This is a genomic window from Dyadobacter koreensis (genome assembly GCF_900108855.1).
GTDB classification, from domain to species: domain Bacteria; phylum Bacteroidota; class Bacteroidia; order Cytophagales; family Spirosomataceae; genus Dyadobacter; species Dyadobacter koreensis.
Map to the genome: position 1 here is coordinate 597,568 of NZ_FNXY01000002.1, position 13,499 is coordinate 611,066.

The 13,499-nt window shown below is 41.8% G+C and carries 10 protein-coding genes; all 10 read right to left on the minus strand.

Annotated features, from left to right (window positions below):
• Positions 1–138: 138 nt before the first annotated feature.
• The 10 genes from BMY70_RS07025 to BMY70_RS07070 all read right to left on the minus strand — a co-directional run bounded on the left by BMY70_RS07025 (position 139) and on the right by BMY70_RS07070 (position 13,488).
• Entirely contained in the window at positions 139–2,361 is a 2,223-nt protein-coding gene (locus BMY70_RS07025; RefSeq protein WP_090333861.1) for a ferredoxin-like domain-containing protein, read from the minus strand.
• A 78-nt stretch (positions 2,362–2,439) separates the two neighbouring features.
• Positions 2,440–3,684, minus strand: a complete 1,245-nt coding sequence (locus BMY70_RS07030) for a sulfate adenylyltransferase subunit 1 (RefSeq protein WP_090333863.1) — start codon at positions 3,682–3,684, stop codon at positions 2,440–2,442.
• Between the two features lie 75 nt (positions 3,685–3,759).
• The gene (gene cysD, locus BMY70_RS07035; RefSeq protein WP_090333866.1) at positions 3,760–4,716 is read right to left on the minus strand and encodes a sulfate adenylyltransferase subunit CysD; all 957 of its coding nucleotides are present in this window, start codon (positions 4,714–4,716) and stop codon (positions 3,760–3,762) included.
• Positions 4,717–4,776: 60 nt separating this feature from the next.
• On the minus strand, positions 4,777–5,484 hold the full coding sequence (locus tag BMY70_RS07040) for a phosphoadenylyl-sulfate reductase (protein WP_262485740.1): 708 nt from the start codon (positions 5,482–5,484) through the stop codon (positions 4,777–4,779).
• Between the two features lie 130 nt (positions 5,485–5,614).
• Positions 5,615–6,061 (minus strand): type II toxin-antitoxin system VapC family toxin, encoded by a 447-nt coding sequence (locus tag BMY70_RS07045; RefSeq protein ID WP_090333872.1) that lies wholly within the window; start codon positions 6,059–6,061, stop codon positions 5,615–5,617.
• Positions 6,058–6,405: a UPF0175 family protein gene (locus BMY70_RS07050; protein WP_090333875.1), complete on the minus strand. Its 348-nt coding sequence runs from the start codon at positions 6,403–6,405 to the stop codon at positions 6,058–6,060. The genes BMY70_RS07045 and BMY70_RS07050 overlap by 4 nt, the downstream gene beginning before the upstream one ends.
• Positions 6,406–6,432: 27 nt before the next feature.
• Positions 6,433–7,662, minus strand: coding sequence for a trans-sulfuration enzyme family protein (locus tag BMY70_RS07055; protein ID WP_374754698.1), 1,230 nt, complete (start codon positions 7,660–7,662; stop codon positions 6,433–6,435).
• A gap of 107 nt (positions 7,663–7,769) precedes the next feature.
• Entirely contained in the window at positions 7,770–8,834 is a 1,065-nt protein-coding gene (locus BMY70_RS07060; RefSeq protein WP_374754699.1) for a sulfite exporter TauE/SafE family protein, read from the minus strand.
• A gap of 281 nt (positions 8,835–9,115) precedes the next feature.
• A complete protein-coding gene (locus BMY70_RS07065; protein WP_090333884.1) occupies positions 9,116–11,392 on the minus strand; it encodes an FAD-dependent oxidoreductase in 2,277 nt (758 codons plus the stop codon).
• 68 nt (positions 11,393–11,460) lie between these two features.
• Positions 11,461–13,488 carry a glycoside hydrolase family 2 protein gene (locus tag BMY70_RS07070; RefSeq protein WP_090333887.1) on the minus strand — a complete coding sequence of 676 codons (2,028 nt, stop codon included), beginning with the start codon at positions 13,486–13,488 and terminating at the stop codon, positions 11,461–11,463.
• Positions 13,489–13,499: the final 11 nt, after the last annotated feature.

The following is a 13,499-nucleotide window of genomic DNA, read 5'->3' on the forward strand; positions in this document are numbered from 1 at the left end:
CTGGCTTGTGAGGAAATCAATGAATAGTAGAAGATTAGTTATTGGTGAGAGAAGTCAGTTTTAAATTTGACTCCTCTCACTAAACTAAATATTAGCTACCAAGTGATAGCCGACTGCCGAAAACCGACAGCCACAATATTATGAATCTTTTCCGAACGAAAGTTCCTGCAAAACAGGCTCGCCAGTTTCCATCAACTGAGCTCCGCGTGTATTACGCACGAAGTTCAAAAAGTCTTCTGCCGTATTAACGAAGTACGTAGCAAATTCTTCTGTTGGTTCGAATTTGTTGATACTGAAAGCAAGAGACCGGAAAGGAGTTTCTTCTGAATCCGGAAGAACATATTCCGCGGGAATATTGTATTTGAATTCTTTTCCAAAGTTACTTTCGAAGTCGTTGATGATGCCGTATTGAGTATTTGTGCTCACATCTTTGGTCATCAACAATCCTTTTGCACCCGTAATCAAAACGTTATAAGCATGATAAATCGCATCAGCCCAGATTTTCAATTCGTAGTTTTCTTTGGCAAGATTTAACTTTTCCTGTCCTTCTGTAATTGTGGTAGCTACTAAATCCACCAAAACGCTGGCACATTCACCAACTCCAATTTCTGTTTTAAATATTTCGTCATGATCCCAATCGCGGTAATCATCTTCCTGAATAGTGGAAAGATCTGCGATCGGTTTCAAAAGCTGGAAGAAATAATTTTTGGTCTGACGTGTGTAATACTGGTTGAAATATTCTCCGTCGTATGCGTTTGACTCGTAATCGTTGAAGATCGTACGAAGTGCTTCCGGTCCGCGTTTCGCAGGAACCTTAATCACTTTATCACCAATCAAACCGATTCCATCACCGGAAAAACCACCGCCCAACAAAACCTGAAGAGCTGGTAAAACCAGTTTTCCATTTTTAATTGAACTTCCGTGGAAACCAATATTAGAAGCATTATGCTGGCCGCAACCATTCATACAGCCGCTAATTTTAATCTTGATATCCTGGTTGTAAATCATTTCAGGAAATTCATCCTTCATCACATCTTCCAGAACGCGGGTAATTCCGTAACTGCTTGTGATGGCCAGGTTACAAGTATCTGTTCCCGGGCAGGTTGTGATGTCCATTGTACTGTCAAAACCAGGATTAACCAATCCTAATTTCGCAAGTTCGTTATATATCGCAACCAGATCTTCGCCTTTAATGAATCGAAGAATATATCCCTGGTTAACCGTTACACGAATATCATCAGCTGCATACTGACGAACGATATCAGCCAATGAACGTGCTGTATCTGAGCTCATATCACCCAGCAAAACACGTAATTGAACAGCGTACCAACCTTTTTGTTTTTGTTCAAAAGTATTGGTTTTCAACCATTTCGTGAATTCCGAAATGTCTGAAACGCTTTCAGAAGCAATTTTTAAAATTTCTTCTTCGCTCAATGATGGGCGAGGAGCGTGATTGATTGATTCTGCTTCGTTCGTACCGAATAAATCATCAGGAATCTGGAAAACCTTGTTTTTTACAGCGGTACGTTCTTCTTCCACTTTTGCCATCATTCCTTCCAATCCAAGATCGTTCAAAAGGAATTTCATACGCGCTTTATGGCGGCGAACACGTTCTCCGTAACGATCGAATACACGAAGCAAAGCTTCTATGAAAGGAATAACATCTTTTTCTTCAAGGAATTCAAAGGCAGTTTGGGCCGAGAACGGCTGCGCGCCTAATCCGCCACCGATCAAAACTTTGAAACCTTTTACAGATTCACCCGCTGCATTGGTTCCCATTTTGGCAATAAGGCCAACGTCGTGAATAAACGCTAACGCAGAATCTTTTTCGGAAGAAGAAACCGCTATTTTGAATTTCCTTCCCATATCCTGATTGATAGGATTACGAAGGAAATAAGTAAAAATCGAATGTGTTATCGGTGTAACATCAAAAGGTTCGTCCGGGTCAATACCTGCCACCGACGAAGCCGTCACGTTACGGATAGTATTACCACACGCTTCTTTTAAAGTAATTCCGGCATCTTCCAGATCTGCCCATAATTGTGGAGAATCTGAAAGTTTTACAAAGTGCAGCTGAATATCCTGACGCGTAGTTGCATGCAAATTTCCAGTGGCAAATTTGTCGGAAGTATCTGCGATGCGAACAAGCTGATCCGCCGTGATACGTCCATAAGGCAGTTTGATACGAATCATCTGTACGCCTGGCTGGCGCTGACCATACACACCGCGCGTCAGACGAAACTTACGAAAAGCTTCTTCCGGCGTTTCACCCGTGTTAAATGCGTTGATCTTGTTTTGTAAATCAACAATATCACGTTTTGCTACGGATGATACTTTGTCTGAAATTACTAAATTATTCATGGTGATGTATTCTTATAACCTATCGGAATAGTATATTAACTTTATATCGGGAAAAAAGGTGCGGCCGAGCCACGCCTTTTATTCAACCATACAAGCGCCAACAGTCACGTTCGACGTTTCATCAATCAGAATAGCGGCGCCATTGGCTCTGTTTTGCTGATATGGGTCGTAAGCGATCGGTTGTGCTGTTCTTAAAACAATTCTTGCGACATCGTTTAATTTCAGACTTTCAACTTCATCCAGTTTTTCGTAGGAGTTGATATCGATCTGATATTCTATACTTCTAACAGAACATTTTGTTCTTGCAGTTCCGTGCTGAAGAAGATATTTATCTCCTGCTTTCAATGTTTTGCGGTCGTCCATCCAGCAAACCAATGCTTCAATATCCTGACTCACGATTGGTGAATTGTCAACCGAAACAATCATATCGCCACGACTGATATCCACATCGTCTTCCAAAAGAATGGTAACCGACTCAAAAACACCCGCTTCGATAATTTCTTGTCCACCGAATTCGATTCTAGCAATTTTCGATTCTGTTCCCGAAGGTAATATTTTAACAGCTTCGCCTTTTCTCAACGAACCACTTTGCAAACGACCTGCATATCCACGATAATCATGTAATTCCTCAGTTTGAGGGCGGATTACATACTGTACCGAGAAACGTCCGTCTGTCGTGTTTTTGTCTTTTAAAACATTTACGTTTTCCAGAACTGACAACAAAGTTTCGCCTGTATACCAGGGCATGTTTTTAGATCTGTCAACAATATTATCTCCATTCAGCGCGCTAACCGGGATAATTGTCAAATCTTTAATGTTCAATTTCAGAGCAAGATCCTGGTATGTTTTTGCAATTTCCAAAAACGCATCTTCAGAATTACCAACCAAATCCATTTTGTTGATCGCCACAACTACGTGAGGAATTCCTAACATGGAAGCAATCAGTGAGTGACGGCGTGTTTGTTCTGCAACACCATGACGTGCATCCACAAGAATAATCGCCAGATCCGCATTAGAAGCACCTGTAACCATGTTACGGGTATACTGAATATGTCCCGGCGCATCGATCGAAATAAATTTACGGTTCGGCGTCTGGAAATATTTGTAAGCTACGTCAATCGTAATCCCTTGTTCACGTTCCGAACGAAGTCCGTCTGTTAAAAGCGCAAGATCAATTTCACCATCATTACGGCTTTTACTGGCGCGTTCGATGGCTTCCATCTGATCTGCCAGAATATTTTTTGTATCAAAAAGCAAACGCCCGATCAACGTACTTTTACCGTCGTCTACGGAACCTGCTGTTATAAATCTTAGTAAATCCACCTTGTGTTAATTATGAATTAAGAATGAGAGAATGATTGAATGTGCTCAAATGAGCCTTCGTCAATATCTCATTGTTTAGAAATATCCTCCTTTTTTACGGTCTTCCATCGCAGCTTCTGTTTGCTGATCGTCGATGCGGGTTTCGCCGCGTTCGCTGATTCTTGAAACTGTGATTTCAGCAATTACTTCTTCCAATGTTGCAGCGCTTGATTCTACCGCAGCGGTACAAGTCATATCACCAACGGTACGGAAACGAACCTGTCTGGTTACAATCTGATCGTCCGGATCTTTTTCAATTACCGGCGTATTGTATAACAAGCGTCCATCGCGCAGGATACACTCACGCTCGTGAGCGAAATAAATGCTTGGAAGCGTAATGCCTTCTCTTTGAAGATATGCCCAGACGTCTAATTCAGTCCAGTTGGAAATTGGGAAAACACGTACGTTTTCACCTTTATGAATGCGTCCGTTGAAAAGGTTCCAAAGTTCAGGTCTCTGACGTTTTGGATCCCATTGTCCGAACTCGTCACGGAATGAGAAAATACGTTCTTTCGCACGTGCTTTTTCTTCATCACGACGCGCACCACCGATGCAGGCGTCAAATCCGAATTCTTCAATCGTGTCTAGTAAAGTGAAAGTCTGCAACCAGTTACGGCTCGCGTTTTTACCAGTCGGTTCTTTCAGATTTTTCGCTTTGATGGTATCTTCCACATAACGAACGATCAGTTTTGAACCTGTTTTTTCAGCAAGCATATCACGGTAATCCGTAGCTTCCACGAAGTTATGGCCCGTATCAATATGAACTAGCGGAAATGGAATTTTACCCGGAGCAAATGCCTTTTGAGCAAGACGAACCAGGGTTATTGAATCTTTTCCTCCTGAAAATAGTAACGCCGGACGTTCAAACTGACCAGCCACTTCACGCATAATGTAAATCGCCTCTGCCTCTAGCTGATCCAGGTAGTCCGGTTTTCTACGGTCAATATTTCCTTGGTCGCTAAGATCCGACGCCTCTTTTACTGAAATTGACATACTTACTTCATTAGACATTTAATACTTCTTCTTTATTTACGTAGCATTGGGATGCTTTTATTACTTCGCGTGCAAACCACATTCTTTCTTCGACTCATCTTCCCACCACCAACGTCCGGCGCGGAAATCTTCGCCTTCCTGGATGGCACGTGTACAAGGCGCGCAGCCAATACTTACAAAACCTTTGTCGTGCAAAGGATTGTAAGGAATGCCATTTGATTTTACATAGGTTTTTACTTCCTCAAAACTCCAATCCAGAATAGGATGGAATTTGATCAGGTCATGCGCTTCGTCTGCTTCAAGCTTATGCATAGACTGACGATTTCCTGATTGCTCTGCCCGGATACCTGTCACCCAGATTTTTGCTCCTTTCAGAGCTCTGTTCAAAGGTTCAACCTTACGGATAAAGCAGCATTCTTTGCGGTTTTCAACAGAATCGTAAAAACTCAAAGGGCCCTTTGTACTAAGTAAAGCTTCCACAGAATCCGTTTGAGGATAGTATGCCTTTATTTTGGTATCATAACGGTTGTTTGTTTTTTGAAGCGTCATGTACGTTTCGTTAAACATTCTTCCTGTATCCAGAGTGAAAATGCTGATATCCAGATTGTTTTTCAAGATAAAATCTGTGATAACCTGATCTTCATAACCCAGGCTCGTAGAAAATACGACCTGACCCGGAAAAAGATCTGCCAGAATTGTCAGCGATTCGATTTCGCTTTTGCCTTCAAGGGCGGCGGTTAATGCGTCTATGTTTGTGTTCATGGTGATTCGCCTTGTATTGCTTCTCGTATTGTTACACAGAGGAAGGTGGAGTTAAAAGGAGGGCCACAGAGGTTTTTATTTATATTCTCTTTGGCTCTCTAACTTTTCTCTGTGAAACTCTGTGTAACCTGTTTTTTTATTTTAATTCAAAATATGCAACTTCCAAAAAGTGAGTGTGCAGATGTTGAAAATCCTTATCAGTTGTTATCAATGTTGCGTTTAAAACACTTGCCGTCGCTGCAATCCATAAATCATTCTTGCCCATATTTCTTGAAGAACCTTTAAGTGGTTTTTCTTCAAGTCTTCCCTGGCTGAAAGCGTCTATTTCTGCATAAGAAGCTATAATTTCCTCTGTTATAAAATCGATTATTGTAAATTCTTTTACGAATATATCCAGCTCTCGCCTCTTGTTAAATCCCCATTTATTTTGAACAGCAAGCGATCTTAATTCTCCTATTACGACCGCAGGAATATATATATCCGAATCTGTTTCAAATATTCCAAGCTGCAATTCAATTAAATCCCAGATTGAATGTTTTCTCAAATATGCCAGGATGACATTAGTGTCCAGGACATATCTCATTTTGTCAATTGCGAAAGAAGAACTTCAAGGGGCTCCTGAATATCAATTGCATCTCTCAGAGCTTCAAGCTTTTCTTTATTTAAACCTTTATACCCCTGTTTAGTTTTCAGTTTTTCAATCCGATCTTCAAATGACAAATTTTTATCGTCGGGATTACTGATCATAGATTTCAAAGGATCATCATCCGCCAGCGTGCTATAAACAAATTCGTTCATTGTAACACCTGCCAAATCAGTGGCCTGTTTTGCGGAGAGTGCTCCTTGCTGATAAAGTTGGCCGGCGATTGAAAGCAATACCTTCTCCTTCTCGAAATTTTCCGGCAAATTGATGGTTAGTGTTTTCATATTTCGACCAATTTAATCTATTGATTTTTACTCTAATATATCACTTTTGACCGACACTTCCACAGCATTTGTGAAATCCTCGATCAGGTCTTCGATATCTTCCAAACCTACGGAAATACGGATTAAGCCTTCGGTAATGCCCAAAGCCAGTTTTTCGTCTGCTTTCAGTTTGGCATGTGTCGTTGTGAATGGATTGGTAACAATTGTTCTCGTATCACCAAGATTTGAAGACAGAGAAGCAATTTCCAGTGCATCCATAAATGCAGAAACACGTTCAAATCCACCTTCCAGTTCAATGGTAACAATAGCACCGCCCGCCTTCATCTGCGCCTTAGCAAGTTCATGTTGCGGGTGAGACGCTAAAAATGGATATTTAACTAATTTTACGTCCGGATGTTTTTCCAAAGCCGAAGCCAAAGCCAATGCGTTTGAGCAATGTTTTTCCATTCTCAATTCCAGGGTTTCAAGACTTTTACTTAACACCCAGGCATTAAACGGAGACATAGACGGTCCTGTGTGACGGCAGAAAAAGCGGATATGTTTGATATATTCTTCTTTTCCAACCACAATTCCACCCAAAACGCGGCCTTGCCCATCCATATATTTAGTAGCCGAATGCACAACCAGATCCGCTCCGAAATCAACCGGATTTTGCAATGCCGGAGAAGCGAAACAGTTATCGACGTTAAAAATCAAATTATGCTTTTTACAAAGTTTACCGATCATTTCAAGATCCACAAGATCCAGACCTGGATTTGATGGTGTTTCCAAATATACCATGCGCGTATCTGGTGTTACCGCCGCTTCCCAATCCGCCTCACTTGCGTCTGCATCCAGGTAAGTATAGGTAATACCCCATTTGCTGATAATTTGTGTAATGATCTGATGCGCAGAGCCAAACAAAGCGCGACTAGCCAAAATGTGGTCCCCACTTTTCAGCAACGCAGCCATACTTGCAAAAACCGCAGCCATACCTGTAGCAGTCGCCACACCATCCTCGCAGTCTTCAAGAAGACAAACCTTGTCTATAAATTCCTGAACAGATGGGTTCGAAAAACGACTGTAAATATTGCCTTCTTCCGTTTCTTCAAACAGCGCTTTTCCTTGCTCAGCACTTTCAAAAGTAAAGCTGCTTGTCAAAAATAAAGGCGTAGAATGCTCACGGTACTGCGTTTTTTTAGTCTGGGTACGTATCGCTTTGGTCTGCTTTTTCATAGATTCTAGCTTATAGCTATTAGCGTTTAGCTGGTAATAAATACTTCTTTTTGGTGAGAATACCGGGACTCTCTTTTTTATTAAATTCTAATTTTCCTGGTCCAAGCAAAAAACGGTTCGCCGCGCGGCTAATCGCTAACAGCCAATACCTAAAAAAGAACCATATAAATTATTCTCAAACTGACGATGATGACGATTGTTCCAACCATGATCATCATTGTTTTTATCGGCAATTTCCGGGACAGATTTGCTGCAATTGGTGCTGCAACCATTCCTCCTAAAATTAACCCTAAAACGACCTGCCAATGGGAAAAGCCAATCAGCGTTATAAAGGTAACTGAACTGGCCAGCGACACGAAAAACTCAGCAAGGTTTACTGATCCGATCGTATATTTCGGGTGACGGCCTCTTGCAATCAACGTTGACGTTACAATAGGTCCCCAGCCTCCGCCGCCGATGGAATCCAACGATCCTCCGGCAAATGCAAGCCATCCGATTTGTCTTATTGGCCGCTTTTCAATCCGTTTCTTTAACGCTTTCTGGATGATAAGAATTCCCAGAACCAGGGTATAAACAGCCACTAACGGCTTGATGATGTAAATATATTTTTCAAGTGATGTCAGAAGATATGCACCCGAAATTGCGCCTATCACACCCGGAATCAATATTTTCTTGAATAACTTACTGTTTACGTTTCCAAATTTAAGGTGCATATACCCTGAAACGCCGCTGGTGAATATTTCAGAGGCGTGCACGCTGGCACTGACTGCCGAAGGTGGAACGCCGAGTGTAAGCAGGAATGTTGCAGATGTTACACCATAAGCCATACCGAGTGCACCATCTATCATTTGCGCAATAAAACCGCCAAGGATATAGTAGAAAAAGCTTTCGTTCAATTCAAGATCATTCCAGAGAACGGAAAGTCTGTCGTAAGTAATGTAAGTAAAAACCAGATGCCCGACAATCATCAAAGCGATGGCTGCGAATAAATTCACGCCAATTTCAGTCCGGCTTCTTTTACGCAAAGTAGCGGCCCATATCTTGTCCTGAATCCGGTCCCACGAAAATGGCAGTTTTGTATTATTTTTAGTTAAGTCAGAGGATGTATTTTGCAGATCAATCTTTTGAGCTCCGGTATTGAAACGGGAATCTGATTCTTCAGGCAGATCTGGTAAAAAAACTACTTTTCCCTGTTCTCTCGCAATAGCTGCCAAACGGCGATCTTCCTCAGGATCACCACTTGCAATGTAAGCGACTTCCAGGGATTCCCAATTGACTGGCTCCTTAACTTCTGATGAGGGCAATGATTCTGACGCGTCCTTCAAAGTCTATCTAGTATAGTATTATGATAGAGTAAAGTATTAATAAAATAGCAAACTAATGTTTGCTAAATGAGGTGCAAATTTAGTATCAAAATATTAGCTTTCAAAGAATAAAAAAAGACGAACCCGAAGATCCGTCTTTTTTAAAACGATTATACATTAAAAAATCAGACTTAGTAACACCGGATTTCAAATATCGAAACAGGCGTATTTTCATTCGAATTGGCCAGTTCGATTTTGAGGTTTTGCGTTAAAACCGGTTCGCTCAGAGTAATGGTCTTTCTATTCTGGTGATTATTTTCAATCGATCCGATGAGTTCATTTTTGTCATTATAAACATTCAAATCTGTTACACAAAACGGCATCACGGTTTCGGGATGGAGGAAAATGACATTTTCCATCGGGTGATCGTAATCTGCGTCAAAGACAAATGCTATAGTTGAAATTTTCGTTATTTCAGCCCAGGTGAGAAGAATTGTTGGGTTTCTGTCATTGTAATCTGCAACCCAGGCATTTGGACTGGCGATTGGACGCTGCAAGCCATTTCTTAGATTTTCAGCTTCAAAAAGATCGATTTCAGTACCTAGTTTCATGGCAATATTTCTTCCTTCCGGCCTGCGCTGCGGGCACCAGAATTCAAAAGTATCCACGCCGATATCCTCGGTCGGTTCCTGTTTCCCGTAATTGGAAACGGCAGGATTGGTTGCGTTAAAAACCGTCACGATTCCCGAAATCCTTGTCTCACTATACTGAATTTTAACGTGTTCATTTTTTATAAAACAAACAAAAGCATAACATGCATCGTCAAATTCTGCCTTCCAATCCAATGTAATTTCCTGCTTTCCTTTTTTCAAAGAAACGGACTTCGCTTCAAGTGTAACATCAGGTGTATGGTTGAAAGATTTGCTGCTTTTTCGCAGTTCAACGATTAATTCAGTTGCCTTATCAGCATCAACCCAAACGGTAACCGAAGGCATTTTACCAAGAGAAACCGGCAGCATTTGTCCAACTGAATGATTAATTGTCGCCCAAAAATCTGCTCCCGGAATCTCTTTCAATTTTAATGTGGAACTTGCCTGAATACTTATCGCTTTTTGAACCAGATCTTCCAAATCTGACAATTTTAAATGCGGGATATACTGACCTGATTTAATCAATTCTTGTTGTAACTCGTCCAGATGAAGTGTGCCGACTTCTCTTGGTGAAATACCATATTTTTTTGCCAGGAATGCCGCGATCGCAACAGCTTGTCCGCCATGCGCGCTGGTAGCCATTACTCTGGTGGATGCAAAAGCTACGTGTGTCGTGCTGATAATGCGACCAGCGATAAACAGGTTATTGATGTTTTTGCTGTAATAACTGCGGTAAGGAATACTGAAGACGCCTTTTCCGTGCCACTGATTACAACCTGCCTGATCACTGTAAATTCCATCGGCCGGATGCAAGTCGATACTCCATCCACCAAAAGCAACGGTATCTTTGAATTGTTTTTGTTCGACGATATCTTGCTGCTTAAGCATATAATCGCCCTCAAAACGGCGGCTTTCACGTTTTCCGGGAATCGTACCGACCCACTCCAAAGTCATGGTTTCAGCTTCCGGAAAGAGTCCGGAATTTTTAATATAATTCCAGGCGCCATAAACCACTTTCCATAGTTCCCATTTAATCGTTTCCGTGTCATGAACGGTATCCAGTCGTCCGCCATATTCCAGCCACCAGAGCCGGCAACCGAAATCTTTTGGATTGAATGTTTTGTAACGGGGAATTTGCGTAATATCCTGCAAAGCAAAAGAAGGCGGCGTAAATTTCACGGGTCTGCCAACATCCTTCGAATAGAAATACATCGAGTGACCCAACAGCTCACCATAGGCTTTATCCGGGGCGAATTTTTCACCAAATTCTTCCTGTGATTCCGCACCCATGCGGAATGCCGCACCCGCCAGAAAGGCAACGATTCCGTCACCGGAGGCGTCACAGAACAGAGGCGCGCTGATTTGGTACTGCGTACTATTCTGACTGCAAAAAGCGTGGACAGCCGAAATCGTATCTTCAGCAGATTTGTCAAGATCAAAAACGGCGGTGTTTAAAAGTAAAGTAATGTTCTTTTCCTCGATCACTTTTTCCAGTAAAACGGTATCAAAAATCAGCGGATTTCCATCGGGATTCCGATGAATATTTTCCAGCATAATTTCGTTGATCACACCACCTTCCCGTGCCCAGCGATTGTTGTTTCCCATATGCGAAGTGGCGCCCAAAACCCACAGACGGACTTCACTTGACGCATTTCCGCCCAAAACCGGTCGATCCTGGACAACAATTACTCTCATTCCTGTCCGTGCCGCAGTGATCGCTGCGCAGGTTCCCGTCAATCCACCTCCGACGATTACTAAATCTGATTCAAGAGATATGGTTTTTGGTGATCTTTTGTAGATGAATTCTTCTTTTAGCATTAGTTAATAGCGTTAGGGTGGGGATTCAACCTCGAATCATTATTTCCCAGTCGTATTTATGTTTTGAATTATTTTAGTTCGATTTCTTTAATCCCGGCAGAATATCCCGTTGGTTTCATGAGTGTAAGGGATATATTTTTGTCAAAACCACTAAGAGGGATTGTGACTTCTTTGCTCTCGCCAGGATTCAGGTCCGGAATGGCATAGCTGCCATTATTCGTTTTTAATAAATATCCGTGAATAGCATAAGAAGGGAAATCATTCCGTGCAGTCAGTTTAAGAACCAGTTGGTGCGAACCGCGCTCTCCTGGTTTAAAACTCACTTTTTCAATTAAAACCGGCGACATTTCCTCCTGATGGGATTTGTAAGCAGGGCGTAAAGACCGGTCCGGGCCAACAATTCCCCAGGGGCGATATCCGTTTGCATTTGTGCCATGGTAGCGACTTTGATAATCGTTGTAAGTCCACCAGGAAGTTCCTATCACGTAAGGTCTTTGTCTTACTTCCGCAATCACATTACGTATATGTTGAGCCTGGCCTGTTTCACCATCTTTATTATCAGCTCTGACACCCCATTCGCTGATTAAAATTGGTTTTTCAGGATAAAGTTTATGGATGTGATCCAAAGCCTTCGCATGATTTCCATAAGTATTGGTACAAACAAAATCAACATACTGGCTTGCTTCATCTTCCGGTTTTTCCGGAAGCGTATTCAAAAACATACTCGCAAAAGTGTATAATCGGGTAGGGTCCAATTCACGTGCACTCGCGATCATATCTTTGGTCCATTTTAGTCCGGCCTGAGATTTTGATTCGTACTCATTCCCAACACTGTAAGCAATAATGCTAGGATGATTCCAGTCGCGTTCTGCCATTTCCCGGAACTGCGAACGGAATTTGGTTCGCATACTGTCGTTGTCCATCTGACGAGGTGTCAACTGCCAGTTTCCGGCTTCAGAAATAATCAGCATTCCATACTTATCCGCCAGTTCATAGAAATATTCGGAAGGCGTGTAATGTGTCAGCCGTTGAAATTCCATTCCCGCTTCTTTCATCAAACGAAAATCTTTTTCAATCAGCCAATCGGGTTCCAATGAACCTAAACCGGGATAATCAACCACACGGTTTCCTCCGCCTAACCTAAGCGATTTGCCATTCAGCAGCAACTGGGCATTCTTTATTTCAACTTTTCTGATACCAAAATTTGAAGAAATGGTATCTGCTCCAACAGTAGCAGTAAGGTGATATAAATTCGGATCATCCAGATTCCAAAGTTTAACCTGAGCTGCTGAAAGATTTGCTTCGGCTTCAATAATACCCGTTTGTCCTGCTGAAATGCTGATTGATTTAATTTTCCAGTTAAGAGAAACCGGTTTGTCTTTGAATTGAACGACATAATTTACTTTCGGTGAAACCGTCTGTTTTGAGATGTTTTTGATTCTTAGTTTTGTATTCAAAACAGCCGTTCCTTTGGTAAGATCCGGTGTACTTTCAATCTTGATATTATCCGCATAAACTTCCGGTTCCACGGTTAAATAAACCGGCCGAATCAAACCGCCGTAATTAACCCAGCCCATAAAGGCGTCGTTAATTCTGTTGTTGTCTTTTGCTCCGGGAATTGTGCCCACTTTCCAAGTGTCATTGTTTACAGAAACAGCCAGCAGATTTTCTCCGTCTTTTAGAAAATCTGTTATATCAAAGCTGAATGGTGTGTATCCGCCTTCATGTTCCCCGACTTTTTGCTCATTCAGCCAGATATGGGTTTTATAATAAGCTGCGTCAAAATGAAGAATGATTCGTTTGCCGGATGTGTTTTTCCATGGAAAAGTTTTTCGGTACCAAGCCGTTCCGTTGTAAAACTGATAGCGCAAATCTGCGGAATAACAATGTGGCACCGTTACTTTGTCAAAACGGTTACCATCAATTTTTGAATCATACCATTTTCCTGCCTGTCCCATTTCGGCAGGATCCAGCGCGAACGACCACTCGCCATGCAATGGAATAGCATTAGGCCGACTGATTTTATATTGACCAAAAGAACATGGACCTGATAGAAATAATAACGTCAGTACGAAAAGTGATTTCTTTATTATCATGATAGTAAGTG

Coding starts and splice junctions, on each gene's coding strand:
- BMY70_RS07065 (WP_090333884.1), bottom strand. CDS start 11,392: ATGCTAAAAGAAGAATTCATCTACAAAAGATCACCAAAAACCATATCT.
- BMY70_RS07025 (WP_090333861.1), bottom strand. CDS start 2,361: ATGAATAATTTAGTAATTTCAGACAAAGTATCATCCGTAGCAAAACGT.
- BMY70_RS07050 (WP_090333875.1), bottom strand. CDS start 6,405: ATGAAAACACTAACCATCAATTTGCCGGAAAATTTCGAGAAGGAGAAG.
- BMY70_RS07045 (WP_090333872.1), bottom strand. CDS start 6,061: ATGAGATATGTCCTGGACACTAATGTCATCCTGGCATATTTGAGAAAA.
- cysD (WP_090333866.1), bottom strand. CDS start 4,716: ATGTCAATTTCAGTAAAAGAGGCGTCGGATCTTAGCGACCAAGGAAAT.
- BMY70_RS07070 (WP_090333887.1), bottom strand. CDS start 13,488: ATGATAATAAAGAAATCACTTTTCGTACTGACGTTATTATTTCTATCA.